This window comes from Pseudomonas sp. B2M1-30, from assembly GCF_025447575.1.
Lineage (GTDB): Bacteria > Pseudomonadota > Gammaproteobacteria > Pseudomonadales > Pseudomonadaceae > Aquipseudomonas > Aquipseudomonas botevensis.
Genome location: NZ_JAOEJT010000006.1, coordinates 213,586 through 239,477, shown reverse-complemented (window position 1 = coordinate 239,477; position 25,892 = coordinate 213,586). Strand labels below are relative to the sequence as shown.

At 61.2% G+C, this 25,892-nt stretch carries 27 protein-coding genes; 1 reads left to right on the top strand and 26 read right to left on the bottom strand.

Annotated elements, in window-relative coordinates; all coding sequences use genetic code 11:
• Window positions 1-63: 63 nt before the first annotated feature.
• The 26 genes from N8H74_RS14780 to N8H74_RS14655 form a co-directional block, all read right to left on the bottom strand.
• Complete coding sequence (locus N8H74_RS14780) at window positions 64-1,107, bottom strand: phage baseplate assembly protein (RefSeq protein ID WP_262148412.1); 1,044 nt, start codon at window positions 1,105-1,107, stop codon at window positions 64-66.
• A gap of 3 nt (window positions 1,108-1,110) precedes the next feature.
• Window positions 1,111-2,346, bottom strand: coding sequence for a DNA circularization N-terminal domain-containing protein (locus N8H74_RS14775; RefSeq protein ID WP_217832594.1), 1,236 nt, complete (start codon window positions 2,344-2,346; stop codon window positions 1,111-1,113).
• Window positions 2,343-4,226 carry a phage tail protein gene (locus N8H74_RS14770; protein WP_262148410.1) on the bottom strand — a complete coding sequence of 628 codons (1,884 nt, stop codon included), beginning with the start codon at window positions 4,224-4,226 and terminating at the stop codon, window positions 2,343-2,345. The genes N8H74_RS14775 and N8H74_RS14770 overlap by 4 nt, the downstream gene beginning before the upstream one ends.
• A gap of 130 nt (window positions 4,227-4,356) precedes the next feature.
• Window positions 4,357-4,653: a phage tail assembly protein gene (locus N8H74_RS14765; protein WP_003222226.1), complete on the bottom strand. Its 297-nt coding sequence runs from the start codon at window positions 4,651-4,653 to the stop codon at window positions 4,357-4,359.
• On the bottom strand, window positions 4,650-4,997 hold the full coding sequence (locus tag N8H74_RS14760) for a phage tail tube protein (RefSeq protein WP_007908779.1): 348 nt from the start codon (window positions 4,995-4,997) through the stop codon (window positions 4,650-4,652). Before N8H74_RS14760 ends, N8H74_RS14765 begins: the two co-directional genes overlap by 4 nt.
• A 67-nt stretch (window positions 4,998-5,064) precedes the next feature.
• On the bottom strand, window positions 5,065-6,561 hold the full coding sequence (locus N8H74_RS14755; RefSeq protein ID WP_262148408.1) for a phage tail sheath subtilisin-like domain-containing protein: 1,497 nt from the start codon (window positions 6,559-6,561) through the stop codon (window positions 5,065-5,067).
• Window positions 6,561-6,740 carry a DUF2635 domain-containing protein gene (locus tag N8H74_RS14750; RefSeq protein WP_262148406.1) on the bottom strand — a complete coding sequence of 60 codons (180 nt, stop codon included), beginning with the start codon at window positions 6,738-6,740 and terminating at the stop codon, window positions 6,561-6,563. Before N8H74_RS14750 ends, N8H74_RS14755 begins: the two co-directional genes overlap by 1 nt.
• Entirely contained in the window at window positions 6,737-7,321 is a 585-nt protein-coding gene (locus N8H74_RS14745; protein WP_262148404.1) for a hypothetical protein, read from the bottom strand. The genes N8H74_RS14750 and N8H74_RS14745 overlap by 4 nt, the downstream gene beginning before the upstream one ends.
• A 139-nt stretch (window positions 7,322-7,460) precedes the next feature.
• A complete protein-coding gene (locus N8H74_RS14740) occupies window positions 7,461-8,489 on the bottom strand; it encodes a phage late control D family protein (protein ID WP_217832599.1) in 1,029 nt (342 codons plus the stop codon).
• Window positions 8,490-8,498: 9 nt separating this feature from the next.
• Complete coding sequence (locus N8H74_RS14735; protein WP_262148402.1) at window positions 8,499-8,711, bottom strand: tail protein X; 213 nt, start codon at window positions 8,709-8,711, stop codon at window positions 8,499-8,501.
• Window positions 8,704-9,087: a phage tail protein gene (locus N8H74_RS14730; protein ID WP_262148398.1), complete on the bottom strand. Its 384-nt coding sequence runs from the start codon at window positions 9,085-9,087 to the stop codon at window positions 8,704-8,706. Before N8H74_RS14730 ends, N8H74_RS14735 begins: the two co-directional genes overlap by 8 nt.
• The gene (locus N8H74_RS14725; protein ID WP_262148395.1) at window positions 9,084-11,537 is read right to left on the bottom strand and encodes a phage tail tape measure protein; all 2,454 of its coding nucleotides are present in this window, start codon (window positions 11,535-11,537) and stop codon (window positions 9,084-9,086) included. The genes N8H74_RS14730 and N8H74_RS14725 overlap by 4 nt, the downstream gene beginning before the upstream one ends.
• Before the next feature lie 128 nt (window positions 11,538-11,665).
• A complete protein-coding gene (locus N8H74_RS14720; protein ID WP_217832603.1) occupies window positions 11,666-12,247 on the bottom strand; it encodes a phage tail assembly protein in 582 nt (193 codons plus the stop codon).
• A gap of 179 nt (window positions 12,248-12,426) precedes the next feature.
• Window positions 12,427-12,933, bottom strand: a complete 507-nt coding sequence (locus N8H74_RS14715) for a phage major tail tube protein (RefSeq protein WP_262148392.1) — start codon at window positions 12,931-12,933, stop codon at window positions 12,427-12,429.
• Window positions 12,933-14,099 carry a phage tail protein gene (locus tag N8H74_RS14710; protein WP_217832605.1) on the bottom strand — a complete coding sequence of 389 codons (1,167 nt, stop codon included), beginning with the start codon at window positions 14,097-14,099 and terminating at the stop codon, window positions 12,933-12,935. The genes N8H74_RS14715 and N8H74_RS14710 overlap by 1 nt, the downstream gene beginning before the upstream one ends.
• Before the next feature lie 2 nt (window positions 14,100-14,101).
• Window positions 14,102-14,284 (bottom strand): hypothetical protein, encoded by a 183-nt coding sequence (locus N8H74_RS14705; protein ID WP_217832606.1) that lies wholly within the window; start codon window positions 14,282-14,284, stop codon window positions 14,102-14,104.
• A 97-nt stretch (window positions 14,285-14,381) separates the two neighbouring features.
• Window positions 14,382-14,804 carry a phage tail protein gene (locus N8H74_RS14700; RefSeq protein ID WP_262148390.1) on the bottom strand — a complete coding sequence of 141 codons (423 nt, stop codon included), beginning with the start codon at window positions 14,802-14,804 and terminating at the stop codon, window positions 14,382-14,384.
• A gap of 73 nt (window positions 14,805-14,877) precedes the next feature.
• Window positions 14,878-15,393, bottom strand: coding sequence for a DUF4376 domain-containing protein (locus N8H74_RS14695; protein ID WP_262148389.1), 516 nt, complete (start codon window positions 15,391-15,393; stop codon window positions 14,878-14,880).
• A gap of 30 nt (window positions 15,394-15,423) precedes the next feature.
• Window positions 15,424-18,228, bottom strand: coding sequence for a phage tail protein (locus N8H74_RS14690; RefSeq protein ID WP_262148387.1), 2,805 nt, complete (start codon window positions 18,226-18,228; stop codon window positions 15,424-15,426).
• Window positions 18,228-18,863, bottom strand: coding sequence for a phage tail protein I (locus N8H74_RS14685; protein WP_262148385.1), 636 nt, complete (start codon window positions 18,861-18,863; stop codon window positions 18,228-18,230). Before N8H74_RS14685 ends, N8H74_RS14690 begins: the two co-directional genes overlap by 1 nt.
• Window positions 18,860-19,855, bottom strand: a complete 996-nt coding sequence (locus N8H74_RS14680; RefSeq protein WP_262148383.1) for a baseplate J/gp47 family protein — start codon at window positions 19,853-19,855, stop codon at window positions 18,860-18,862. Before N8H74_RS14680 ends, N8H74_RS14685 begins: the two co-directional genes overlap by 4 nt.
• The gene (locus tag N8H74_RS14675; protein WP_217832611.1) at window positions 19,852-20,184 is read right to left on the bottom strand and encodes a phage baseplate protein; all 333 of its coding nucleotides are present in this window, start codon (window positions 20,182-20,184) and stop codon (window positions 19,852-19,854) included. The genes N8H74_RS14680 and N8H74_RS14675 overlap by 4 nt, the downstream gene beginning before the upstream one ends.
• A gap of 15 nt (window positions 20,185-20,199) precedes the next feature.
• Window positions 20,200-20,808, bottom strand: coding sequence for a phage baseplate assembly protein V (locus N8H74_RS14670; protein ID WP_262148381.1), 609 nt, complete (start codon window positions 20,806-20,808; stop codon window positions 20,200-20,202).
• 3 nt (window positions 20,809-20,811) lie between these two features.
• On the bottom strand, window positions 20,812-21,333 hold the full coding sequence (locus N8H74_RS14665) for a hypothetical protein (protein ID WP_217832613.1): 522 nt from the start codon (window positions 21,331-21,333) through the stop codon (window positions 20,812-20,814).
• Window positions 21,334-21,405: 72 nt separating this feature from the next.
• Window positions 21,406-21,744, bottom strand: a complete 339-nt coding sequence (locus N8H74_RS14660) for a phage holin family protein (RefSeq protein ID WP_217832614.1) — start codon at window positions 21,742-21,744, stop codon at window positions 21,406-21,408.
• A 525-nt stretch (window positions 21,745-22,269) separates the two neighbouring features.
• Window positions 22,270-23,004, bottom strand: a complete 735-nt coding sequence (locus N8H74_RS14655) for an XRE family transcriptional regulator (protein WP_262148534.1) — start codon at window positions 23,002-23,004, stop codon at window positions 22,270-22,272.
• A gap of 210 nt (window positions 23,005-23,214) precedes the next feature.
• Here N8H74_RS14655 and mutS point away from each other — a divergent pair, with 210 nt between their 5' ends.
• Entirely contained in the window at window positions 23,215-25,794 is a 2,580-nt protein-coding gene (gene mutS, locus N8H74_RS14650) for a DNA mismatch repair protein MutS (RefSeq protein WP_262148379.1), read from the top strand.
• The last annotated feature ends 98 nt before the right edge of the window (window positions 25,795-25,892 follow it).

Here is a 25,892-nt window from a genome sequence, read left to right as displayed (position 1 = left end):
GAATCCTGTGGGCGCGGGCAAGCCCATGTCCACAGGGTGAAGGGTGTGCCGCTGAAGCCGGGCTCAGGTTTTCTTCGCAGGCGCGGGACTGGCGTCGAAGGTGTGCGTCGGCGCGACTTGCAGGGTGGTGACCGAGCCTTGCGCCGACAGCGAGTACGTCACCTTGGAAATCAGCATGTCCTCATCGAAACCGAGGACCGGATCCTTGACCTTCACCAGCGTGTTGTGGCGCCACAGATCACCGTTGGACTGGCGCCAGCCCTGCACCTGATAGGTGGTGGTCAGCGCCCGGCCCATGCGGGTCGCGCTTTCCCATTGGGCACGTTGTTGCGCCAGCTCGAAGGTCAGTTGCGTGCCTTCGTTGATCACCGTGGTGCGCCGACGCTTGAAGGTCAGGTCGGCAGACACCGACTCGACCTCGCTGGCCGCCGCCCCGCTCTGCTTGTCCGTGCCCTTCTGCTGGCCGATCACCCGGTATTCGGAAAACACCTGGCTGTAATCCATCGGTGCGTTGGCCGACAAAATATTCTTGCCCAGCTCCAGCGCATCACTGGCGCGACCACCGCTGCCCGGTTTGGCCAGCACCAGCCGGCCCTCAGCGTCATCGGTGGAAAACACCCGCAGCAACGACAGCAGCCGATCAATCGACTGGAACACCGTTTCCCCCGGCACGATCGTGTGTTTGGTCAGCCGTGCGGTTTCGGGAATTTCGTTGACCACCATTTGCGAATATTCCATCGCCAGTGCCTGGACGATGGTCAGCAGCGGCTGCTCCTGCCATTGCCCAGGGCGATTGGTGGCAGCGCAATCGACCAGGTCCTGGGTCTTCGAACTGCCCTCGACGGTCAGGCTGATCTGCCGCCCGTCATAACGGATCGGCGCCTTGAACACGTAGCCGGTGAGCACCAGATCCTTGCCGATCCGCACCTCGCACGGGTCACCCGGCTTGATGCGCTGATCGGTGGTCTGGCCCGGCCATTGCCAGGTGATATCCAGTTTGAAGGTGCGGAACTGGCGCTCCAGGTCAGCGCTGATTTCCACGCTTTTCCAGCCGCCGTATTCCAGATTGTTGACGGTCAGCGTGACACGGTTGTCCTGCTCATCCATGGCTCACTCCCTTGAGACTTTCACATCATTGGGCGAGAACCCGGGATGGTTGATGCCGTTGCGCTGCGTCACTTCATTGACCCGCGTGGCATCGGCAAACTGTTTGTACGCCACCACCACGGCCGGAAAACTCTCCTGAAACGACTTGCTGATCAGCCGCACACCAGACGAGGCAACCGCCTTGAGGTGCGCGCCAATCGCGTCCTTCACATCGGCAATGGCTTGATAGTGCGCGGGATCGGCCTTGTATTCCGCCCCCTGGAGCACCTCTTCCACCTGTTTGAGCAAATGGGTGATGTCATCGTTGACCGGCACCTCTGCGCGCACAACGGGTTTATCCGCCTGCTGGGCGACGGTGGTGGTCGATGTCAGCTTGACCGGTCTGGTCGCCACCGGCATCGAGCCGACCCACTGCGCCACTTTGACGATCAGGGTGTCCTGCACCAGATTGGCCACCGCCTGCGCCGCCGCGTTGGTGTCGGTGCCGGTGGTGATCTTCGGTGCATCGGCCTTGCGGATCGCTTCGAGTTGTTGGGACACGTCGGCAATCACGCCACGGTAACCCTCCTTCGCGAAGGCCTTGAGCTCCTTGATATCACCAAGCAAACCCTTGAACTCCGCCGCCACTTCCTTGGGCAGTTCCTTGACCGCTTTGACCAGTTCGGTGATTTCCCGGTACTGGTCGATCAGCGGCTGTAACTGCTCCTTGATCACCTCATAAACCCCGGTGAGGCTGTTGCGCAGATTGGCAATGCCAATGCGCGCAGCCTTGATCAGGGTCATCGCCTGCTCGAAACGCGCCACCGCCGACCCGAGCAAGGTATCAGCCTTGGCCAGCAGCACTTTCTGGGTGCTGACAGTGGCGGTCGGGAACGGCAACGGCAGGTCGGGGTAGAATTTCAGCGTGAACGTGACCAGCCCGCCGTCCTGGCGAGTGTGGGTCATGTCGCACTCGCCGACCTTGACCTGCAAGCGGCCGAGCCACGGATGCGCCAGTTCGCCGCTGCCCTGCTCCAGTGCCTTGAGCAGCTTGTCGCGCTGCTCCAGGCAATCGGGGCCGACGATAAACGCCGTCAGGTCGTGGGTCTTGGCCTGCTGGCCGAGATCCTCGAAAAATGGCAGGTCGCGTTGCGGATACTCATGCAACTGACCTTTGCGGCCGACCGGGGTTTTCGCCTGGTCGACCCAAAAACCGACACCGCGAAACGATGCCGGCACCAAACGATCACGCCAGCTCATTGAGCACCTCCCATGGACAGCGAGCGATAGCCGATGCGCGACGACACGGCCAGGCCCGGCTGGTTGGTTTGCGGTTGTTCGGTACGCAGCCCGGCCGGCGCATTTTCGAAGCGCACGGTCAGGCCGCCTTCGAGTTGCGTCCGGTTGTTGGCGGCGCTTTGCTGGATCAGGTTGCTGGAGGTTTGCGGCAGGGAGCCGCCCTGCAACGTGCCATTCGCCGCCGGTGCCTGGCTTGCACCAAAGAACGCCGGCGCCAGTTCACCCTTGCCTTCGGCATTGGTCTGGCGCTGCGCCTGGGTCAACGTTTCGACCTTGCCGGTGACCTTGGCGATCAGACCGGCGAAACCACCGTCGAACAGTTCCTTGATCGGCGCAATCACGGTTTGCAGCTTCTGCCACAACTCGCCGAACCACTCGGTAATCGGCCCCCAGTTCTTGATGATCTGCCCCAACGGTGTCCACTCGAACATGTTGTGCAGGAACTCCAGCACTGGCGCGGCCAGCGCCTGCACCACGCCCCACAGCGCCGAAAACACTTCGCTGATCGGCTGCCAGTACATCGCGATCTGTTCCAGCGGCGACCATTCGAACAGACTCCGAAAGAAGCTTTTGACCTGCTGCGCCGAGGTTTGCAGCGCGGCCCAGATTGGCTCGAAGAACGTGACGATACTGCCCCAGTTGTTGACGATCATCCCCAGCGGGGAATAGTCGAACAGCGTGCCGAAGAAGTCTTTGACCACTTGCCCCGCCGCTTGCAACTGCGCCCACATCGGCTCGAAAAACGTGACCACCGCGCCCCAGGCACTGACGATCATCTGCATCGGCGAGAAGTCGAACAGTTTGGCCAGGAAGCCCTTGATGGCTTGCGCCGCCGGTTGCAGGGTGGCCCAGATCGACGCGAAGAAGCCGCTGATCGCGCCCCAGTTCTTGATGACCATACCCAGTGGCGTCCAGTCGAACAGCCCTTTGAGGAACGACATCAGCGGCACGCTCAGCGCCTTGAGCAATTCCCAGATCGCCGAGAACAATCCGGTCAGGGGCGCCCAGTTCTCCAGGATCATGCCGGCCGGTGTCCACGAGAACACCGATTTGAAGAAATCGATCACCGGTGCGGTGACCGCTTTGACCTTGTCCCAGATACCCGAGAAGAACCCGGCGACCGGTTGCCACAGTGCCGCCAGCGCTTGCAGCGGGCGCCAATCGAGCACCGAGCGCAGCCTCGCCATGGCGTCGGTCGCTGCATCTTTCACGCCTTGCCACAGGCCCGTGAAGAATGCGGAAATCGGTGTCCAGTTGGCGATGATCAGACCGGCCGCCACGGCAATGCCCATGGCGATCAGCATGATCGGGTTGGTCTTGAGCACCATGCTCATCACGTCCATGACTTGTGTCGCGCCGGTGATGGCGGTCTGCATGGCCGAGAACGCAATGGCGCCAGCCGCCAGTCCCTCAACCAGTTTCGGGTTGTCGGCGAGCAGACTGCCGACCTGAGTCAGCATGGGCTCCAGACCCACCACCAGCGCCCCGACGGCAGGCACCAGTGCCGCGTCCACCGCCGTCGAGACTTTCGCCATGGCGTCACTGAACACGTTGAGGTTTTGCGCGGCGGCTTTCGGTGTTTCGGGCAGGTCGACGGCTTTTGCCGACTCACTGACCTCGGCCAGCTTGCCCTGAAACGCCGCCGCCGACTTGATCCCCTCCACGAACGGCGTGACCACGCTGCCGCCCTTGAACAGGCCACTGATGTCGATCTTGCCCAGACCGGCCTGTTCGAGGTTTTTCTTGAAACTCTCGACCTTCTTCGAAAGAGCGCCGAGCTTGGGTGACAGTTCATCGATGCCCGTGATCAGCACCGGTTTTGCTTTGTCTTCGTCTGCCATCACTGCACCTGCTGCATCGCATTGATCCGTTGCGCGTGCTCCAGCGATTCGCGGAGCACATCCAGTGGCCTGGCCATCATCTGTTCGGGGTCAACCTTCCAGAACCAGGCCAGGTCATAGGCGACTGCGATCAGGTCGGTGATGGCTCCGACGCCGCACTCATGAAAAAACTCGCAACGGCCCAGCTCAGCGCGTTGAGGTCAGCCAGATCCAGCTGGTTGACCGACGACGGCGGAATGCCGGCGCACACGGCGATGTACTTGGCCGCGACGTCCATGTCGAGGCTGACCTCTTCGCTCTTGTCGATCTTGTACGGCAGCGCCTTGATCGCTCGCACTTCCTGCACCGTCGGACGGCGCAGGACGAGTTCGGTCAGGGGCTCGCCGTGAGCTTCGATCGCAACCTGAAGCTTCACGGCGCCGCTCATTGCCAGGTCCCCTTGATGCCTTCGAATTTCAGTTCGATGGTGGCGTCATCGCCCTTGGAAACCGGCTCTTCGACCAGGTAGGCACCGGCCAGCACGTAGACCTTGCCGTTGCTGAATTCGCAGGTGACGGTGATGTCGGTGCCTTCGATCAGCTTCTTCAGCGGGAAGTCGGCGGTGTGCAGCGCGGTCACCTTGAACGATGGCGCGATGTCGGTTTCCTTGTAGAAACCCGGTACGACGGTTTCTCGTTTGACGGCCATCAGCGGCGCTTCGCAGCCGCCGTTGATGGTCAGTTGCGCGCCGTCCACTTTGACGTAGCAGGTGCCTGCAATCAGTTGACCCATGGTGTTACTCCCTTCAAATAAAAAGCCCACGCGAGGTGGGCTGGAATCAAGCAGTCAGAAGCAGCTTTCAGGCTGCGTCGTCGTACTGCAGACGGAACTGGTTGAGCAGTGCGAACACGCGCAGACCGTTGATGTAATCCGGCGGGAACAGCACGTTCACGCGGCTCGGGTCCTGCACGTCGCGCTCGACGATCAGGTGCTCGGCGAACAGCTCGGCGTTCTCCACATGACCTTCCAGTTCCAGCTTGGCGTACTGGGCGATCAGCTCACCGCGAATGGTGGCCGGGGTGACGATCGGCTGGCCGGCGCCGAAACGGGTGCCGTCGGAGGCCAGTTTGTGCCGGCCGTACTTGCTGGTGATCACGCTTTGCAGGCGACGCACGATGTACGCCGACTGGTGCATGGTTTCGCTGTCCAGGTAGGAGTTGTCAGCCTGGCCGTAAGCGTTCTTCTGATAGGTGGTGATCGAACGCTGGATGCGCACGTAGCCGCCTTCGTAGTACGCGGTGGCGATGCCGTAGTTGAGCAGCGACTGACGCTCGGTCAGGGTGAAACGCTCGCTCGCCGGCGCCGGATCGACACCCGGCAGGCTGCCGCTCTGGGTCGGACGGCTGGCGTCGGCGGAGATGAACACCGACGTGCGCGCCGCCAGTGCGGCGGTCTGTACCCACACCGGTTGCGGAACACCCGGCTCCAGCGCCTGGATGGTCATGTGCTGGTCGTTGCGCGCCTGACCGGCCGCCACCAGCGTGCCGACGGTGCCGCGCTTGGCGCTGTAGACGTGACCGAACAGTTGCTTGGCCCACGACCAGCGACCGGTGCTGTCGTCCATCACCGCTTGCCAGGTGTTGAGGGTGCTCAGATCCGACCACGGCAGTGCGATGAACTCGAACGGCTCGTCACCCAGCGCAGCGACGGCTGCGACCTGATCCGGCACGCCCACGCCGCCCGTCATGGCAGTGATTGCAGTGGTCAGGCCGGCCGGGGTTTCTTCGCCGTTGCTCTTGCCCAGGCGGTTGAATTGCAGGCTGATGTCGTTGCCGCTGTCGCCGGTCCATTTGGCGTTCAGAGTAACCACGCCTTCGGCGGCCGCAGCGCTCACCGGCAGATCGGCGCTGGCGTTGATTTTCTGCGCCAGGGCAGTCGCCGCCTGGGCAGCGGTGGCACCGTTGACCACGGTGGCCTGGACGCGGACACCGCCGACATACAGGTTCAGCAGGCCGGCCTGAGTGGCGGTGCCGGTCAGGGTCAGCACGCCTTTGGCGACGCTACCTTCGGTGTTGTGCAGCGGCAGGCACCAGATCTCGCCGATCGGGTCGGCCTTGCGGAAGGTTTCGTACATCGAGGCGAGCATCGAGCCCTGGCCACCGATGCTTTTTGCCAGTGCGACGCTGGAGACCAGCACCAGTTTGCCGACTTCAGTCGGCGCGATGTTGTCGTTGACCTGAGCCACGATCAGGCGACGCATGCTCGACGTCGCGCTATTGGCGGCCGAGTTGTCCATTTCGGCATAGAACAGCGGTACACGAATGTCCGCGGGGATGTTGCTGAATCCGATCGCCATTATTTGGCTCCCTGTGCTTTGACTTTTGCGGTTTTGAGGGTGATATCGCCGTCGGCCAGACGCCGGCGCCACCAGGCGCTGTCCAGCACTTCGCGACCTTCGAGAGGCAGCAGATCGCCCGCCTCCGGGTCCGGCACGGCACGGCCTGCGGCCGGCACTACGGTGATGCGGTTGCTCATGGGGTTACGTCTCCAGAGAAAGTCATTTCCAGGCGCCCGTCGGGGCCTGGGCGTTTGAGGTTGGGGTCGGCCGGATCGATCGCATCGACCCGCACGGTGACCCCGGTAAAGGACGACAGAGCGTCCAGTTCACGTTCGTGCCAACTCTCCGCAGGCTGACTTGGCAGATTGCGACCGAGCTGGAACTCGGCAAAAAAGCGCAGCCGGTACAGGACGCGGCTGCTGTTGATCGAGACCATTTCGCCGCCGTCATAGACGACCGCGCTGTAGTCGCTGCCCGGCTTGAACCCCACCAGCGCACGCCACAGTTCAGCGCGCAGGTCGTGCAACAGATCCAGCGCTTTTGTGGCATCCGTGGCGTCGAGCACCAGGATGATGTCGAAGCGGTCGCGGATCGGTTGGCGGGTGAGGTTTTGGGCGGTGCTGGTGCTGGCCTGATCGGCCAGCGGGATGACATGGGCCGAGGGCATCGGCAGATCCGGGTTGCCTTGCAACAGCGCCAGATCGACCCCCACGGCAATGTGGTTGGCCAGGCTTTGGCATTGCGCACGCAACTGCGTGAGGATCGGGGTGATCTTCATGGGGGGCGTTCCAGAAAATAAGAGAAACAGGCGTAGCCCTGTGGGAGCAGGCTGCCCGCGAGGGGTCGGCACACCCGACGTGTGGGCAAGCCGACATGTCGAATTCGCGGGCAAGCCCGCTCTTACAAAGGGCTGTGAGTCAGTCCTTGGAGGCTGCCTTGGGGTCCAGGCCGCTCGCTTCGATCAGACAGCGGTAGCTTTCCTCGCGCTTGCCGCTGGCGGTGACCTTTTCGATCGACCAGCGACCGCGCATGAAATCCGGCCAGCTGTCATCGAGCACCAGCAGACCTTCGGCAACCAGCAACGGATCGCCCGGGCAGGTGATCTTCAGCTTGTATTTCTCGCGCAGCATCTTGCGCACTTCGGCTTCACCGATGGCTTTGGCTTCCTCTTCGCTTGCCTGCCTCTGACGAATGACCTTGTACGGCTCGGAGCCGGTAATCACTTCCTTGAGCAACCCGGCGGCAGCGTCCCAGAAGCAGGTTTTGCAACCCTGATTCTGTGTGCGGGCGGTTTCCTCCAGGGTGGCGCTGATGAAGGCGTGATCGCCCGGTCGATTGTTGCGAGTGACCGACAACCTGACGTCCGGCAGCACCTGACCCGACAGCGATTTGACCTGCGCCGGCTTCGCCAGCACATACAGTTCGTTGAACGGTTTGGCGACCGCGTCGTACTTGCTCGCCAGTCGTGTGATAAAGCCCATGTCGGTTTCATTCGACTGATCGACGTGGGCAATTCTGATCAGCGCCAGCTCGGGGTCGACGCGTGGCGAAAATCCATGCCGCGACACCAGCTCGCGAAACAGCCCGCCGAGCGTGGTCGGGCCATGGCTGGCCGTGCGCCGCTGCTTGAATCCGGTCTCGTCCTTGGCGCTGAAAGGCGCTGCGGTGGCGACCAGCGTGAGGCTCAAAGGGAACAGCGTCGGTGTCAGACGCGTCACCTTGAACTGGCCCTTGTCGACCAGTCTGGACTCCAGATAGCCGACCCGCAGACCGATCATCCCGCCCAGGGTCGGCAACCCCTCAAGACCCTCCAGATCAATCACCAGCGTCAGTTGATCGGATTCCAGCCCGGCGGCATCGATGTGACTCCAACTGATCAGACGCTGATTGAGCAGGGTCGCATTGGCCCCGTAAATCTCGATGGCCGGCGTGTATCCCTGTGCCATGCTGCCTCCTTAATCCCAGGCCCTGACCGGGGTGATCGCGGCGGGTTTGCTGTCGAGTTCCGGCAGCGTCACCCAGATACCCGCCGGCAGGACCGGGCCGTGTTCGGCCAGGGTCGGATTGAGTTTCCACAACGCCTCTTCGACCTGATCGTCGCTGCGACCCGACTCGCGGTAGAGCAGCAGATTGACCGAATCACCGGCCAGGCTTCGTACCTTACGCATTGTTGAACTCCGCCAGTTCGAGGGTCCAGTCGATCACCATCGCCGTGCCATCGTCGATGACCTGGCTCTGGGTTTCCTGGATGTTGTTGATCCGCCACAGGCCCCAGTTGCGACCGATGCCGTCAATTAATGGCAGCGGTGTGCGCTGGGCCTGCAACGCGCGCAACTCATCGAGCCGGGCCATTGCTACGGCGTACATCGACTTGCCGGTGATGGTCAGGGTTTCCGCTTTCTGGCCGAGTTGGTGGGACTTGGGTTTGCTGTTGAGTATCTGCAATTCGATCCAGCCGCCCTCGGACTTGCGCCCCAGCGTGCTGTAGGCGAAATCCCGGGACAGGCCGAAGATGAAACTGCCCAGTGCCATTTGTTGTTTCATGTGGCGACTCCGTCGGTGAGGGCTGCGTCGCGGCGGGTGGCGAGGGCGTTGGTTGGCATGACCTGCCCCAATTGCGCCATCGTCGTTTGTACGACCAGATTCGCCAGGGCCTGGGCACTCGCCAGATCCTGCCCCTGGATCTGAATCGTCGAGTTGAACGTGACCGGCTGGCTGTTGGCTTGCGAGGAAACAGGCGTCGGGCTTGAGGTGGCGATCAGGTCTTTGCTGACCTGTGCAGGCGAGCTGAGTCGGTCAACCTGATTTCCCAGTTTGTCGCCCAGTGATGCACCGATCTCCCCTCCGGCCATGCTCCCGAGCCAGCCACCGATCATGGTGCCCACACCCGGCAGAATTAAGGTGCCCAACGCGGCCCCGATAGCGGCACCGGCGGAGGATCCGGCCAGCGAAGCGCCGGATGACACAACCGAGCGGGTATCGCCCTGCATGACGCCAGTGACCATTTCATAACCGGCGCTGAGCAGGCGCAGCGGCGGCGCCTTTTTGGCCAGCAACGCGCCAGCCTTGGCGACGGAGCCGGACAACGGTGCTGCGGGCGGCGAACTGACGCGCGATGATCCGGCAAATGCCGTCATGGTCGCGGGCCACTCAAACGGCTCGCTGACAACGGGGCTCTGCGCGACGACATCAGCACGATCACTCCGGGGCAGACGGGCACGCCTGCGTCTGGACCCGGACTTGATATCGACCCAACGCGGTTTCAGCCTTGCCCCCTTCTGTTCGGAAGACGGTTTCTGGCCGGACGTCTTCCTGGAAGGTTTGGCAGACGTCGGATCTTCAGGAGTCGTGCCAGCATCGCTTTTTGGAGGATCATCCTCTGTGATCCACTTGCCGAGTCCCCTCGGCAATTTAGCCGCTGCCGACTTCACCAGCCTGCCAGCGAAGTTATCGAATGCCTTGCCAAGCACGGCCGTCACGATCGCCATGAGCCCAGCCGCCGCAACGGCCAGCCCCGCTGATGTCTTGGGGTTGGACTCGGCCATTTCGGCCATTCCATTGACAGCCCCGGCCAGCGAATCCACAGCGCCGGTCGGATCCGGCATCAGTGCGGTTATCAGCCGATTGATGCTTGCGTCGAGCACATTCCAGCTTCGCTGAGGATCATTGGCTGCAGTGTTGGCGGCGCGATCAATCGACCCGCTGTAGGCGGGTGTCAACGGGTCCATTGCGGCTGAAGGCTTGAGCAGCGACAACGGTTTCTGTGGATCTTCGGCCTTCTCCAGCCACTGTCTTCCCCCGCCATCACCGCTGACCAGCGACTTGAGGTTACGCCGTGCTGATTCTCCGGGTACCGGCGTCGACGAGCCCTCGAGCTTGCCGACGCCCACCAGCGAAAACGCTTTCTTCAGATCGTCGGGCTTGTCCAGCAGCTTGCGTACACCCTCATCACCGTTGAACAGTGTCTTGATGAGGGCGGACTGTCGTTCTACCGGTTGCTGCTTGAGTGCCTCCAGCGCCTTGACCAGGTTGTCCGGCACGTTTTCAGTCAACTTGCCGGGATCAAGTCCCAGCGACTTCCAGGCCGACTGCTCGGCAGTCGAGCCATTTGTGCCTTTGGCCAGTGCCCCGCTGATATTCTTTACCGTGGCACCGGCACCGGACTTGTCCATGTCGGCATTGAGTAATGCGGCCGAAAGGGCTGCGGTCTGCTCAGGTGCAATACCGGCTGCCTTCGCAGATTCGCCGGATTGCTGAACCACGGAGCCGATATCCGCTGCCGTCGCTTTAAGACCGCTGTTGCCCAGAAGATAAGTAGCGTCCGCCAGGTGCTGGCCCTGGTTGCGGTCCAGCTTCAGCGAAGTTCGCCAGGCGGTCAGCATTTCCGCCGAAGCCTTCAGGCCAATCCCGAAGGCCGAGGCATTGATGGCCGCGTCACGGGCAAAATCCAGCAGCGCCTGTTGCTGGTCTTTCTCCTTGAGACCAGCACCGATACCGGATGTGGCCGCCGAATATTCGACTTGCGCCAGATCCACGGCCGTTGCCCCACTCTTGGCGACTCGCTTGTCAGTGGCCATTTGCAGGTTGGCGACCGACATGGCGTTGAGATCGCTGCCCAGACCCGGGATTTGCCGCAACTGCGACATCGCCGAGTCCAGCGCCATGCGCGACTGTAAGTAACCGGGAGGGGGCCGTTGCTCGACTTCGGCCGTAAGTTTCGACTTCGGCTCACTGACCGGTGCGGCGACGGAGGCCGGTACCGGTGCGCCGGACCTGAAAAGCGACTGCTGGGATGCCAATACCTCGCGAAGCTTGACCTGTTCCTTGATCAGCAGACGGATGTCCTGGCTAGTGGTCACCAGCGTCAGCGTCAACTCCGCCAGCGGCTTTGCGAGTACGTCGGCCCCTGACAGTCCACCGACCAGGCCAGTGTCGCTGAATCCGGCGCTGCCGCTCATGGTGCTCAGCATGAGCCCATACTTTGTCTCTGCCATGCCGCTCTACTCCTTTTTCACGCCAAGGCGAGTGATCGCTATGTCGTAGCGGCGCAACGCCTTTTCGGCGTCCCATTCCAGAATTTCCGCCTCACTTACCGGGTAAATGAGCGGCACGATATCGAGGATTACTTCGATGTCGCGTTCCGAAAGTAGGCCGCCGGCTGGTTTAAAAAATCGTCGATGCGCACCTGTAGCTGGGTCCAGTCCGGGACGCTCAACAGGGCCAGATCGGGGATCATCAGGCCGGTGCAGTGGGCGGTGATGAACTCGGCGCGTTCCTTGGCCGTTTTCAGTTTCTTCATCACTTTGGTGGCACGCAGCACCGGCATTTCCAGGCTCAGCGAAGTGAGCGTGCGACCGGTCACGGCGAGCGGCTGCAGCAGTTGCACCTGATCGGGATCGTCCGAACGCTCTGCGTCTTCAACCTGCTCGAGAAAGTAAGACGCCGGACGAGTCGACATTTCGTGTACGTATTGAGCGATGCTCACGTAGTCCGGGCGTTTGAGCTGGTCGAGTTCCTTGACCGACAGCCCGGTGGCGAGCAGCGCCAGTTCGAAGAACTGATCGTCCTCGTCATCGCCCGCGCGATCCAGCGCGTCTTTCTGGGCGGCGTAGAACAGCGGCTTGAGCTGGATCTGTTCGATCTGCGAACCGTCGTCACCGGTGATCGGCGACAACAGATCATGCTTGGGTGGCATCCACGACATGAATGAATTCCTTGGTAATTCCTGGGGGGTGTTGCTAAACATCGGCCAGTCACACTGGCCCGATGTGAGAGCGGACTTGCTCACGAAGGCGGCATGTCAGATGGATGAGTTTCGACTGCTACACCGCTTTTGCGGGCAGCCCGCTCCCACAGGGTCAAGTGTCTGGCTTGCCTGCAGCGTTACGGCATCAGCACCGCGCGGCGGGCATCGCCGAGGATATCGACGCCGTTGAGGACGAACTTCTGGGTACGCACATCGATGTCAATCACTGGCACGCCGTTTTCCAGGCGGTTGTAGGTGCGGCAGGACAGTTCCAGGTTGGTCTTGGGTTTCTCACCCATTTTCAACGCGGTTTCTTCCAGGGATTTCAGCTTGCCGCCGACGGTGTGATAGGTGAACCAGGTGTTGCCGTCCTGATCCTGACCGGCTTCACGTACGTTCAGCAGAATGTCGTCGCCGAGCTTCACACCCAGTGCGAGCATGACTTCTGCGCCCAGACCTTGCAGGGTCAGCTTGGCGCCGAGGGCTTTGCCGCCCTTGGCCATCTCTTCGACGATGAAACGGCCACCACGCATCTCTTCCATATCGAATTCGATTTTCGGCGGAGTGAATTCTTCCACGGTCGCCGACAACGGCAGGCCTTGCAGGGTGGCCGCGATGGCCTGTCTTACGCAGTTGGTAAACATTAGAGAACGTCCTCCAGGAACTGCTCGATGATTTCATCGCGGGCGTTGAGTTGATAAACCATGTGTTCGTTCGGCGCGTAACGGCCGTAGTCGATGACCACGTACCAGGTGCCGTTCTTGTACTTCTCGACGCTGTTCAGTTCCGGGTGCAGGTACACGCTGCCGCCAGGAATGGTTTCGTCGGCGACCAGGGTTTGCAGCCAGTCGTTGATGCGCTTGACCTCCTGATCCATGAAGGACTTGGTCAGGTTCTTGGCCATGGCTTTCTGGCCGGCCTTGACCAGCTTGCGGCTGATCGCGTCTTCGAGGCCGACGTAGCTGATGAACTTGCCGGTGATCGAGCGGTTACCTAGCAGCGAGAAGCCGCCCAGCACGGTGCGGGCGTAGTAGCTGACGCCGTAGCGGTTGAGCAGGTCGCCCTCGGTGGAGGTGTCGAGAATGTTGTATTCAACGACCCGCGAGACGTCCTCGGCGTAGGTCACCTGGTTGCCCGGGCTCTCCCATTGCTTGACCTTGGCCAGCGCGGCAATCGCCAGGCTGGACGGCGACAGGAAGACGTTTTTCTTCGCCGCTTTGGAGTACACGGCCGGCATGTTGTGCACCACCAGGCAACGGTCAAAACCGAGGTCGGCACCGCCCAGTTCCTGACTGTAGGTCACCTGATCGGCGACCGAGGCGTCCTTGCCGTCCAGCACCACACGGGCCTTGATACGCTTGCCGAACGAAGCGAACTCGCTGGCCACCGCTTTAGTGCCGGTGAAACCCGGCGCGCCGATGATGGTCAGGTCTTCCGGGACGCTGCCCAGTGCGGCCAGACCGAGCTTGCGGCCAGTGGCCGGCTCAATGCCGCCGATCACGTTGTTGACGGTATCGGCCGGGGTCGCGCCCGCCTCGACGATCACCACGTACACCGGCACCTTGACCACTTTGAGGATCTGGTAGACCGCGTGATACAGGGTGCCTTCCTCGGCGCCGGTCGGATCCAGCAGCGCGTGGGTGGTGAAGCTGTTGATGCGGAACGGTGCGTTGCGCGGAATCAGCGGATCGGCTTTCGGCGCGGTGCCGACCAGCCCGATGACGTTGTCACCCAGGCCACCCATGGCCTCGGGGGATTCAGTGGCATTGACGGTAATGCCGTTGTGCTCGAAGTTCAGAACCTCAGCCATGTTCAGTCAGCCTTCTTGGCAGCGGCCTTTTTGGCCTGGGTGGATGTTTTCAATTCAAGTCGACCGGCGCTGTGCAAGGCACTGGCCTCGACATCGAGCAGATCGAGTTCCTGGCCGACGCTCGACCAGTGACCACCCCCGGTGGGGAATGGAACGAGCACGGTGTAGGTTTGGCGGGTTGCCATTTGGGTTTCTCCAGAGACGAAAAAGCCCCATGTTTTGAGGACGGGGCTAAGTGACTGATCAGCGGTTAAGAAAACGCCCCGACGATGCGGGGCGCTTTTATTCGGGCAGGCTTGCGAACCATTCCGGCGCAGCCGGCCGGTGTTCGCTCAAGGGCAGCTCCCCGCCCACAGGCCAGATACGAAGTACGCGTCGGTACGTCTGCAACTCGATGTATTGCGCCGGGGTCAGCAGAGTGGGCCAACGCTCCACCTCATCACGGTAACGGGCCACAGCACTATCGGTGGCTGCAAGTTGCATGTTGCGCCAGGAGCGCTCATACATCTCCAGTTCGGCAGGCGTTGGTCCCGGCCGGTCAACCAGCACCGGATAGCCCTCTTCATTCATGACAATCATCTTGCCGACAGACAGTCCGTTCAATAGCTCAAGCCAATACTCACGCGAGATTTCAACTACATCGCTGGGCATTTCTGTATGGATGGAGGGGTCGTAAAAACCGCCAGTGGATGGTGAATAAAACATATGTTCTTCCTTGTTTGATACAAACCACCCGCTGGGGTGGCTAGATATGAAAACGCCCCACGGTGTGGGGCGTTTATTGATGCGCTGTAATCGGTTTGATCGGGGGCGAGGCCGGCCAACCTACAGTGAGCATTTCATCTAGATACGTTCCCGCCTCAAGGGCTAGGAGCAAATCCAGTTCGCGATCGAAGCAGGCTTGGACATGGCTGCGCACAGCAGTGGCGATTTCGAGAATGCGAGTCGCATCAATTTCGACAAAGCCATTGGCTGTCTTGAAATTGCAGCGATATTCAGGATCAACGACTGCCGACAACCCCATTCCGGCGATCAATGTTTGACTGTCGCGAGTTGTTTCGATGGGTATTGATCCGACAACGATGCCGAGCCCCTCTCGACGATATCTCTCGGATGCAATTACTTGCGAAGGGGTCAATTGCGGATCGGCCGAAGTCGACTCCAACATATAGTTCAAATAGCGTTGATCCTGCGGATCAACCACTCCGAGATTTGCGTAATGTCGTTCATCTTGAGGACAAGAGAACACCGCGATGATCTTCGTTTGCTCCTCGTCAGAAAACATGACGTTCATGCGTGATATTTCTTCCACTCGGCTCACCACTTAAAATCTGTAACTATTCGTCGTAATAGCAAAGGCACTAAAGGTTCCAGCGCTGGTTAGTCGATAAAACAGCGTTTGCGGCGACAACAATGGAACGTCCAGAAATGAGCCACCGCCCGCCCCTGAAAAATTCACAATGAAGGTCTGAAGGCCTATCGCTGCGGATGAGCCGGCAAGCGCCAGGCTGTATCCGTTAGCCGACACCGAACCTTGGAAGTTTCCGGAAACCGACTTGGCATTCAATGGGACAGCAGTAGAAATCGATAACCCCGTCAGGCTCGTAACCTGCGCTGTTGTCGAAAACACTTGTGCGCCATAAAACACCTGACGATCAACCTGCTCCGCTACTGCAAACTGACCACTGGCATTAGTCGGCAAAATGCTGATAAGCGCGGAAAATGTATATCCATCAGGAGCGACGCCCGCCAGCAGCTTCGGAACGATTGCAGTGGTGGCATTGACGGCGATAATGCCGGTGGATTTGGAGACAGGATTGTAAAGCGCGTACATCGCAACAAATCCACTGACCGGTGCTGCTCCAGCATCCATCGCCCCCAATCCCTTGACCGGAGCTACCAGGTTGATGGTCTGGTTGAAGTTGGAGATAACGACCTTTTTCCCGTTCACATCTCCGAGAACCATCCCGGAAGCTGTAAACCTCGCGTCAGGGGCCGCAACCGGAATCGAGACCCGAGCGTTTCGAATATCCCCTGCAATGGATCCATTCAAAGAAAGCTGTTGCAGCTGTTCAGAGAGCGCAGCGATATCGATGTTTCCCTGATTGATCGGCGCGTTCCAGGCCTTGATGCACCACATGACGGCAATGTTTCGAGGCCTCGACCGCATGAAGTCGACCCCCACATAAGCGGTTCCAGGCGTTTGTACACCGTCCATCGTCAATTGGGTCGTCGTGGCAGTGGCCGTCACATAGGCTGTTACCGGCTCGACGACCGCCGGTGCGGTGTCATAATCAAGTCCAAGAATCCTTACATGATTGAGATTGTTCAGGTTGGGAATTGGCAGATTGACACCGTCGCCATCACCGTAAGTTGCGGTACCTACTTGCCAGCTACCAATCGCCCGGCCTGAGTCAGTGCCGCGCCCATGATCCCAACCTCGAAGGAATTCACCCCGCGAGTCTGGCAGGCGGAAGTTACCTGCCCCCTCATCGCCCTTGTTATAGACAGTACCAAGAAACGCCGCCAGATCCGGATACGTCGCAATGCTCTGCACACTGCCATCCAGCTCCAGAAAACCGGGTGGAACGATACCGGTTGGAAACGCCATGACAGCGCCCACCGGAACGGCGGATCCAAGCCGTTGCACTTCCTTGACCAGAGCGGCCACATCGATGTTTCCCTGATTGACCGGGGCGTTCCAGGCCTTGATGCACCACATGACGGCGATGTTGCGCGGACGGGTTTCCGTCGACGTCCGCGCTACTCTAGAAGCATCAAAAGAAACAGCGTGATAGGCCTCCTTCTGAGCAACCTGGTTGGGTGAGAAGTTCTTATTGCCCTTCGCAAAGACACCATCAGTCGAGGTGACGTCAAGATAGCCATCAAAGATGCCGGTGATGTTCTGCAAGCTATCGAGTTGAGAGCTACCAGCGGCACGCCCGGCATCCACCCCACGTCCATGATCCCAACCTCGCAAGAATTCCCCACGCGCTTCCGGCAAGCGGAAGTTGCCCGCACCCTCATCCCCTTTGTTGAACTTGCCAGCCAAATAGGCGCTCAAGTCCGGGTAGGTCGCGCTGCTTTTGACGCTGTTATCCAGCTCGAGAAAACCCGGCGGCGGCGTGTCGACAGGGAACGCGACAATCGACCCCACCGGCAACGCCGAAGCCTTGGCGATCAGCGCCTCGACTTCAGCCTTGGTGTAGGAATCCTTGATGCCGAAACCGGCCAGGGTGTCGGGATTCGCCCCCGCCGTGGCCCGGCCATATTCGTCAACGGTCAGGCTCTTGTAAGAACCGGCGGCAATCCCGGTACGCCCGGCCAGCATCTTGAACGTCAGCGCAGTGGTGCCGAGGGTGATCGGCGCATTGGTGGTCAGGTGCCAGAGCGAATCACCGTTCGCCGTACCCTCCTCCACCATCACCGTCAGGCCAGGGGTGACCTTGGCGCTGACGTTGGCATCGTTGGCACGCAGCCAGCCGCCATTGGCAACGACCCACAGGCCGTTGTCCTTGGCCAGGGTCTGGTTCGGCAGCAGGACGCGGTCGCCGGCAATCACTGCCACACCGTCGATCTGCTGGGCACCGTTCAATACGACGTTGCTGGTAGCAGCAACGCGAACCGATTGCTTGCCATCGAGTTTGCCGAGCTCTTCGGCGAGATAACTCATGACCCAGGCGCGGGTGGCTTTCACGACGGTGTCGTCGATCAGCAAGGTCACCAACGAAGCATTGCTGGTCTCGAAAATCGAGCGAATATAAAACTCTTTGCCCGACCCCGACGTCGCCAGCACCGGCTTGAACGACTCCGGGTATTTGACGATGGCGTAGAGAATCCCGGTGTCGGTCCACAGCCCCGCTTCACGCACATACCAGCCGCCGACATCCGGCGGAATGGTCACTTCAGCGAGCAGCCAGCTCGGGTTTTTCTCGTCCTGGAACAGTGCATTGAGCGGGCCGCGCCAGACTTCGCGCTTGAGCGCGGTGGCGGTGGCCGCCGGGTTGTAGACTGCGTCGTCGCCATCGCCGACGGAAATCTGCGTCAGCTTGATCGGCACGCCCGCCGCCTTGCAGGCGGTTTCGTAGGCAATCCCTGCGTTGGTGAGCAGGGTGTAGTAGTCAGCCATTAGGCCCCCTGAGGATAAATAGTGGATGTTTCGACGGTGTACAGACCGGCCGCCATGAACGCTTCGCCCGAGGTTTCGAGCCCTTCGATGGCCACCGGATAAATCGTGGTCAGCTCACCGCAGACTGTCGCGGCGCCGATGACGTGACTGCCGAAAGCGCTGAGGCCGACCGACACCGAGAGAATGTCGCGCTCGCTTTTGGCGTCGGCCAGGCGACGGTCGAGACGGGCATCGATGAGTTCGCTGTAGGGCAGATCGGTGAACGCGCGCACGGAAAAGCTGTAAGGCGCGCCGGGCGGTGTCTGTTCGTACCAGGCACGGATTTCCGGGCGCAGTTGCAAACCCTTGGCCGCGTTTTCCAGTGCCTTGCGAGTGCCGGCCTGGCGCGCGGTGGGCCAGGCCAGTTCGACGGTCAGGCGTTTTTCCGTTTCCGGCGCGTCGCTGCTCCATTCGGCAACGCCGCGATCCGCCGCGAGATACGGCAGAAACGCGACCGGAGTTTGCTGCGGGTTCATCAGCTCGGGAAACGGCGGCGCGATGCGATCGAGCAACGCGCCGAAACCCAGATCGAGTCCTCGCTCCAGTGCCGAGCTGTTGGCCGGCAATAAGGTCGGACGCTGTGCCTGATCACTCATAGCGTCTGCACCTCGACCTCGACCGCCGTGCAATACGGCGCCTGGAACGCGCTGGTGACGATCGGCTCCAACGGCTCGAGAATCTGCAATTGCACGGCGCCGGCGCTGTGCAGGGTGTAATCGATCCAGCTCGGGTCGACCCGACCTTCCAGGCGATGGCAACTGTCGGCGTAGGCCTGCAAATGCTGCTGCGCGGCGACTTTGGTCAGGCCCGAATCGGGGCCGGAATTGATCTTCGCCACCACGCGGATCTTGTAGCGCTGAATCTCCGCGCCCTGCACGGTGACCAGATCGGTTTCCGGTCGCACATCCGGTCGGGCGAAGTGCTGACGGACGCCGTCGAGCAGCGCGGCGGACGGCGTACCGTCGGCCTCTCGCGAGAGCACGGTGACCCGCACTTCGCCGGGCGCCGTGCGGCGACCGTTGCCGTCCTTGACCTGCGCGGCTAGGCCGTCCGGGTCAAAGGTGTAGGTGACATTCACCACGCCGGCGTCGGTGGATTCGACTTTCACCGTCGGACGTTCGCCAAGGGTGAAGATCTCGCGGCGATACTGCATACGCGAACCCGCCGCCGGTGCGTGGGGTGCCAGGTAATAGCGCAGCCGCGCGTCATCGTCGCTTTCGTAGATGGCGGGTACAGGCGGGAACGCTGCCGGATCACCGGGATCGAGCAACTGCCGTTCCAGGCCCATGTCCGCCAGCCGCGCATCAAGATTGCTGCCGGTCGCCCACCACGCCAGCATCTGCTTGATCCGGGCGTTGTATTTGCGTTCGTGGGTTTGCAGCCGCACACAGAAAGCCTCGAGCGCCAGCGTCAGCAGTTCGCTCTCGCTTTCCAGGCTGGTCTGCAATTTCGCCGCGTTTTGCGGTGAGCGGGCACCGACGTATTCGACGACGAAGGTCTTGAATTCGGCGAGCAGGTCTTCGAACGCTTCGACGGTAATCAGCGCAGGCTCAGCCAACTGATTCTGGCCGGGGATCAACATGCTCATGTCACTACCTCGAAAGTCTGTTGACGGTTTTTCCAGGTGCCGGCGAAACGCAGCAGCAGACCGGCACCCTGGCGGGTGGCGACGATCACCTGCGGCAGGAAATCGTCGATGCCGTTTTGCGGGTTGTAGAACGCCTGCGCCGCATGGCTTTGAGCCAGGATCAGCAGGTCATCGCCCAGGTTCTGCCCCAACAGCGTAGGGATCAGCGAGCCATACAAGGGGCGTTTCTGCCGGGTGCCCAGCGGTGTGGTCAGGGCGTGGGTCGCGCGCTGCACGAACTGCAGCCAGTCGTCGACCGTGGCCCCGGTGTCTCTATCGATTCCGATCATGGGAAGGCTCTTGAATCAGGGGCTGATGACGCGGCCCTGGTGATCCACCAACGGGCCGCTGAAGTGGACGCCCGAGGCGTCGATCGTCAGGCCGACCGCGCCCAGTTGCAGGCTGATCGCCTGCGGGGTCATTGCCAGTCGCGCCGGGCCGATGCTCAGTTCCAGCGCCTGGCGCGAACCGCTGAACGCCGCCGGACCGTTCTGCCAGTGCAGAATGTGCGTGGCGTCGTCGTAGCCGCTTTCGCTGCCGTCCTGATGAACCCGACGGGTCAGCGTCGGTATCGTTGAAGCCGGAGGAAAACGATCGCTGTTCAAACCGAACAGCGCCACGCTCTGCGCGCCGCTTTCGCCGCTGCCGTAGTTGAGCAGCAGGCATTGCTCACCCGCCGTCGGGATTCGCGACTCGCTCTGGGCACCGGCGCTCGGGTTGAAGAACTTGATGGACGGCGTGAGCAATCCACCATGGCTGACCTTGCAGGTGTTGGTCGCGGGGTCGACCTCCTGACAAATGCCGATGCGACAGAAACTCTCGGCGCGGCGGTGCAGGTCCTCGATCTCCGCTTCCATCTCGGCGAGCCGTTCGATGATCGGTCCCAGTTGCATCTGGATAAGCGAATCGAACACGGTTCAACCCTCCAGCGGGGTGTATTGATCGGGATCGTCGATGTCGCTGACCTCCCAGGTACGGGCAAATTTCGGGATGCCGAGCGGGTCGTCGAGCAAGGTCGGGCCAAGATAGAGGGTCTGGTCGAACGTCAGGGTCCAGGCCTTGTACGACTGGTCTGCGCGCAGAAATACTGATGGCAGACCGTCAAGGTTCATCGGCAAATCGCATTGATCGCCGGCCAGCCCCCAGCGGTTGTCGGTGACCAGATTCTTCAGGGCCGCAATCAGGTCGCAGGCCGCGAACGCCGTGGCAGCAACCGCCGGAATCACTTGCAGTGACACCGTCAGCACATGGGCAATTCGTCCATCGGCGGCGCGTGCGCCCTGGGCATTACGATCAAAGTCGATCAACACCCAGGCCTGATTGCCGGGTGCCGAAAAGTCATCGTGGTTGCCAACCTGCACGTTCAGGGCGGCGGTGTTGCGCAAGGTTGTCGCCATCGCCGTGAACAGCTGCGAAGGCTGCTGGATCGGTGCGGGCATGCTTGACCTCCTTTTCAGATGTCCACGCACAGCCCCGCTGCCGAGGTTGCAGCGAGGCTGGAAAATGTCGGGTTAGGGTTGATCGTGGGGTGGCAGTTCGCTAACGCCGATGCGCTTGGCAGCCCAGCGTTCGTATAGGCCGATGGCCACGTCGGCGCCGGCCATCGCGGTCAGGCAGCCGAAAGCGCCGGCCGCCCAGATCGACATGCCGGCGGCGTACAACAGCATGATGGCCGAGACGCCGCAGATCATGCAGGCGCCGGAGCGCAGCGCCAGACGCCGCAACAGCGGCCAGCCCCGGGCGCCTTCCTTGTCGGCGCGCCACATTTCGCCGGACACCCCGCCCACTACCGCGAGGAGGATGACCAACCAGATCGGCATGTCCGCCAACGCTTGTTGCTCGTTTGTCATGTCACGCCTCCTGGGGGTGATTGATGAGTGATGGATGATGGGTTCAATCGGTTTCTCTTGAGGTAGGCATTCCAAAAAGCCCGGCTGAGAAACCGGGCTTTTCAGTAATGCGCTCCTTCGCCTTCCTTTCATCCTTTAAACCGAAAGGAAGCTGACTTTTCGGCGCTACTGGCGCGGTACGAGTCCATTCAAATTGTTTTTCCGACCGCGGTCCCTGCCCGCCGGATAACTGCTCTCGGTGCTTTACGCTGCACACCCGGGTCAGTTGCCAACCCTCTGAACCGTTGAGGCCGGTTCATCGCTGCCTGTTCTTGTGGAACTAAAGAGCTTTCTTGCCAGCCGCTTTGTCGAGCGGCTTGGCGGCAAGAATATGCATGGATGCATATACAGTCAATGCATAAATGCATTTATTTATGCATGACAAATGCACGAGCGCATGGAAGGCCCGCCAATCAAGGCGTCGAGGATTTTCGCCAGGCGAAAAAAAACCCGCCGGTGGGCGGGTTTTGTCTGAAAGCGGTGGGGTTATCGGGCGTACATGCCCCACCAGAAGACGTGACCGAGGATGACGATCTGCTCTTCCTGGATTTCCTGGAAGCTGTAGTCCTCGTCCGGATGCTCATCGCGATTGAAACTGCGCAGGCGAATGCCGGTGGGCAGGCGATAGAGTTGCTTCACCCGCAGCTGACCGTTGTGGTTGATCGCATAAAGGTCGCCATCGACGATGTCGCCAATCCCGCACTTGCCGGCATTGACACCAACCGTGGCACCGTCACGCAGGACCGGCAACATGCTGTTGCCGCGCACGGTGACGCATTTGGCCTGGTCGAACTGCACCCCGTTGTGGCGCAGGCTGCGCTTGCCAAAGCGCAGGCTAGAGCGTTCGCTCTCTTCGATAACGAATCTTCCTGATCCAGCAGCCAATTCAACCTCACGAAGAAAGGGCACCGACACCTCGTCGTCATCGACAGGCGTGTCGTCGTCCCACAGGCTTATGTCCTTGAGTTCGGCATGCACATCATCACGCCCGGCACCGGCCGCTTGCGCAACATCCGCGCGCCCGCGCAACTGATCGGTGCTCACGGCGAAATACTCGGCGATCTTCGAGATGTGCTTGTCCGAAGGATCGACGATCTTCCCGCTGAGAATCCGCGAAAGTGTGGATTGAGGCACGCCGGTGCGACGGTGAAGCTCCGTAGGGGAGATCCCGTGCTGGTCGAGCAGCGCTCTTAATACGGTAGATACGTTGCGTTTTTGCATAACGCGCATAGTGCTTGAAGTTTTTTCGGAAGACAAATGCTGATTTGCATAAAGCGTGCATAAATACGCATTTTGCAGCAGAAACATGTCAACCGACCACGATGCCTGCGTCCAACAGACCGCCCATGGTAATCTTGCGCCCATCGCGGAAATGCCCGGCCACTGCCGCGCTTTTGCCCCACACCTTTCAACGAGTTTCCTGACAAGCCGATGAATAAAGCCGTCTCCGATCTGTCCTCCCACACTCCGATGATGCAGCAATACTGGCGCCTGAAGAATCAGCACCCGGATCAGCTGATGTTCTACCGCATGGGCGACTTCTACGAGATCTTCTATGAAGACGCGAAGAAAGCGGCCAAGTTGCTGGACATCACCCTGACCGCTCGCGGGCAGTCGGCGGGGCAGGCGATTCCGATGTGCGGGATTCCGTATCACGCGGCGGAAGGTTATCTGGCGAAGCTGGTCAAGCTTGGCGAGTCGGTGGTGATCTGCGAGCAGGTCGGCGACCCGGCCACCAGCAAAGGGCCGGTGGAACGTCAGGTGGTGCGGATCATCACCCCGGGCACGGTCAGCGACGAGGCGCTGCTCGACGAGCGTCGCGACAACCTGATCGCGGCGGTGCTGGGCGATGAGCGTCTGTTCGGTCTGGCGGTGCTGGACATCACCAGCGGCAACTTCATCGTGCTCGAGATCAAGGGCTGGGAGAACCTGCTGGCGGAACTGGAGCGGGTCAACCCGGTGGAACTGCTGATCCCGGATGACTGGCCAAAGGATCTGCCGGCGGAAAAACGCCGTGGGGTACGTCGTCGTGCGCCGTGGGATTTCGAACGCGACTCGGCGCTGAAAAGTCTCTGCCAGCAGTTTTCCACCCAGGACCTGAAAGGTTTCGGCTGCGAGACCCTGACCCTGGCCATCGGCGCCGCCGGTTGCCTGCTGGCCTACGCCAAGGAAACCCAGCGCACCGCCCTGCCCCATTTGCGCAGCCTGCGCCACGAGCGCCTGGACGACACCGTGGTGCTGGACGGCGCGAGCCGCCGCAACCTGGAACTCGATACCAACCTGGCGGGCGGTCGCGACAACACCCTGCAATCGGTAGTCGATCGCTGCCAGACCGCCATGGGCAGCCGTTTGCTGACCCGCTGGCTGAACCGTCCGCTACGTGACCTGACCGTTTTGCTGGCACGCCAGACATCGATCAGTTGCCTGCTTGACCGCTATCGCTTCGAAAGTCTGCAGCCGCAGCTCAAGGAAATCGGCGATATCGAACGGATCCTCGCGCGAATCGGCCTGCGCAATGCCCGCCCGCGCGACCTCGCTCGCCTGCGTGACGCACTGGGCGCCCTGCCTGAGCTGCAAGTGGCAATGGCCGACCTGGAAGCGCCGCACCTGACCCGACTGGCGACGACCACCAGCACCTACCCGGAACTGGCTGCGCTGCTGGAAAAAGCCATCATCGACAACCCGCCAGCGGTGATCCGCGACGGCGGCGTGCTGAAGACCGGTTACGACAGCGAACTCGACGAGCTGCAATCGCTGAGCGAAAACGCCGGCCAGTTCCTCATCGACCTGGAAGCCCGGGAAAAGGCCCGCACCGGCCTTGCCAACCTGAAGGTCGGCTACAACCGAATTCACGGCTACTTCATTGAACTGCCGAGCAAGCAGGCCGAGTCGGCTCCGGCCGACTACATTCGGCGCCAGACCCTCAAGGGCGCGGAGCGCTTCATCACGCCGGAACTCAAAGAGTTCGAAGACAAGGCGCTGTCGGCCAAGAGCCGCGCGCTGGCCCGCGAGAAGATGCTGTACGAGGCGCTGCTGGAAGATCTGATCAGCCAGTTGCCACCGCTGCAGGACACCGCCTCGGCGCTGGCCGAGCTGGACGTGCTGAGCAACCTGGCCGAGCGTGCGCTGAATCTCGACCTGAACTGCCCGACGTTCGTCAGCGAGCCGTGCATGCGCATCACCCAGGGTCGCCACCCGGTGGTCGAGCAGGTGCTGACCACGCCGTTCGTGGCCAACGACCTGAGCCTCGACGACAACACGCGAATGCTGGTGATCACCGGTCCGAACATGGGCGGTAAATCCACTTACATGCGGCAAACCGCGCTGATCGTGTTGCTGGCCCATATTGGCAGCTTCGTACCGGCGGCCAGTTGCGAACTGTCGCTGGTGGACCGGATCTTCACCCGTATCGGTTCCAGCGACGACCTGGCCGGCGGACGTTCGACCTTCATGGTGGAAATGAGCGAAACCGCCAACATTCTGCACAACGCCACCGAACGCAGCCTGGTGCTGATGGACGAAGTCGGGCGCGGCACCAGCACCTTCGACGGTCTGTCGCTGGCCTGGGCGGCGGCCGAGCGCCTGGCGCATCTGCGCGCCTATACGCTGTTTGCCACTCACTATTTCGAGCTGACCGTGCTGCCCGAAGCCGAGCCGCTGGTAGCCAACGTGCATCTCAATGCAACCGAGCACAACGAGCGCATTGTGTTCCTGCACCATGTACTGCCGGGGCCTGCGAGCCAGAGCTATGGCCTGGCGGTGGCGCAGTTGGCCGGCGTGCCGAGCGAAGTGATTGTGCGTGCCCGCGAGCATCTGAGTCGTCTGGAAGACACCGCCCTGCCCCACGAGGCGCCGAAACCGGTCAAGGGCAAACCGGCCGCACCACAGCAGAGCGACATGTTCGCCAGCCTGCCGCATCCGGTACTGGATGAACTGGCCAAGCTCGATCTGGATGACATGACCCCACGTCGTGCGCTCGAAATGCTCTATACACTAAAGACACGGATCTAACGCATACGGCTTCAAGCTGTTAGAATCTCGCGCGGTTTGGGTGCTGCAGGCTAATAGCCTGGCCTGCAGACATCACTCCCGAACCTGGCGACCCCAAC

Coding starts and splice junctions, on each gene's coding strand:
- N8H74_RS14695 (WP_262148389.1), bottom strand. CDS start 15,393: ATGAACGTCATGTTTTCTGACGAGGAGCAAACGAAGATCATCGCGGTG.
- N8H74_RS14665 (WP_217832613.1), bottom strand. CDS start 21,333: ATGCCCGCACCGATCCAGCAGCCTTCGCAGCTGTTCACGGCGATGGCG.
- N8H74_RS14730 (WP_262148398.1), bottom strand. CDS start 9,087: ATGAAACAACAAATGGCACTGGGCAGTTTCATCTTCGGCCTGTCCCGG.
- N8H74_RS14705 (WP_217832606.1), bottom strand. CDS start 14,284: ATGGCAACCCGCCAAACCTACACCGTGCTCGTTCCATTCCCCACCGGG.
- N8H74_RS14725 (WP_262148395.1), bottom strand. CDS start 11,537: ATGGCAGAGACAAAGTATGGGCTCATGCTGAGCACCATGAGCGGCAGC.
- mutS (WP_262148379.1), top strand. CDS start 23,215: ATGAATAAAGCCGTCTCCGATCTGTCCTCCCACACTCCGATGATGCAG.
- N8H74_RS14700 (WP_262148390.1), bottom strand. CDS start 14,804: ATGTTTTATTCACCATCCACTGGCGGTTTTTACGACCCCTCCATCCAT.
- N8H74_RS14775 (WP_217832594.1), bottom strand. CDS start 2,346: ATGAGCTGGCGTGATCGTTTGGTGCCGGCATCGTTTCGCGGTGTCGGT.
- N8H74_RS14690 (WP_262148387.1), bottom strand. CDS start 18,228: ATGGCTGACTACTACACCCTGCTCACCAACGCAGGGATTGCCTACGAA.
- N8H74_RS14780 (WP_262148412.1), bottom strand. CDS start 1,107: ATGGATGAGCAGGACAACCGTGTCACGCTGACCGTCAACAATCTGGAA.
- N8H74_RS14735 (WP_262148402.1), bottom strand. CDS start 8,711: ATGCGTAAGGTACGAAGCCTGGCCGGTGATTCGGTCAATCTGCTGCTC.
- N8H74_RS14745 (WP_262148404.1), bottom strand. CDS start 7,321: ATGAAGATCACCCCGATCCTCACGCAGTTGCGTGCGCAATGCCAAAGC.
- N8H74_RS14765 (WP_003222226.1), bottom strand. CDS start 4,653: ATGAGCGGCGCCGTGAAGCTTCAGGTTGCGATCGAAGCTCACGGCGAG.
- N8H74_RS14760 (WP_007908779.1), bottom strand. CDS start 4,997: ATGGGTCAACTGATTGCAGGCACCTGCTACGTCAAAGTGGACGGCGCG.
- N8H74_RS14720 (WP_217832603.1), bottom strand. CDS start 12,247: ATGTCGTGGATGCCACCCAAGCATGATCTGTTGTCGCCGATCACCGGT.
- N8H74_RS14750 (WP_262148406.1), bottom strand. CDS start 6,740: ATGAGCAACCGCATCACCGTAGTGCCGGCCGCAGGCCGTGCCGTGCCG.
- N8H74_RS14660 (WP_217832614.1), bottom strand. CDS start 21,744: ATGACAAACGAGCAACAAGCGTTGGCGGACATGCCGATCTGGTTGGTC.
- N8H74_RS14680 (WP_262148383.1), bottom strand. CDS start 19,855: ATGAGCATGTTGATCCCCGGCCAGAATCAGTTGGCTGAGCCTGCGCTG.
- N8H74_RS14710 (WP_217832605.1), bottom strand. CDS start 14,099: ATGGCTGAGGTTCTGAACTTCGAGCACAACGGCATTACCGTCAATGCC.
- N8H74_RS14655 (WP_262148534.1), bottom strand. CDS start 23,004: ATGCAAAAACGCAACGTATCTACCGTATTAAGAGCGCTGCTCGACCAG.
- N8H74_RS14685 (WP_262148385.1), bottom strand. CDS start 18,863: ATGAGTGATCAGGCACAGCGTCCGACCTTATTGCCGGCCAACAGCTCG.
- N8H74_RS14715 (WP_262148392.1), bottom strand. CDS start 12,933: ATGTTTACCAACTGCGTAAGACAGGCCATCGCGGCCACCCTGCAAGGC.
- N8H74_RS14770 (WP_262148410.1), bottom strand. CDS start 4,226: ATGGCAGACGAAGACAAAGCAAAACCGGTGCTGATCACGGGCATCGAT.
- N8H74_RS14755 (WP_262148408.1), bottom strand. CDS start 6,561: ATGGCGATCGGATTCAGCAACATCCCCGCGGACATTCGTGTACCGCTG.
- N8H74_RS14740 (WP_217832599.1), bottom strand. CDS start 8,489: ATGGCACAGGGATACACGCCGGCCATCGAGATTTACGGGGCCAATGCG.
- N8H74_RS14675 (WP_217832611.1), bottom strand. CDS start 20,184: ATGATCGGAATCGATAGAGACACCGGGGCCACGGTCGACGACTGGCTG.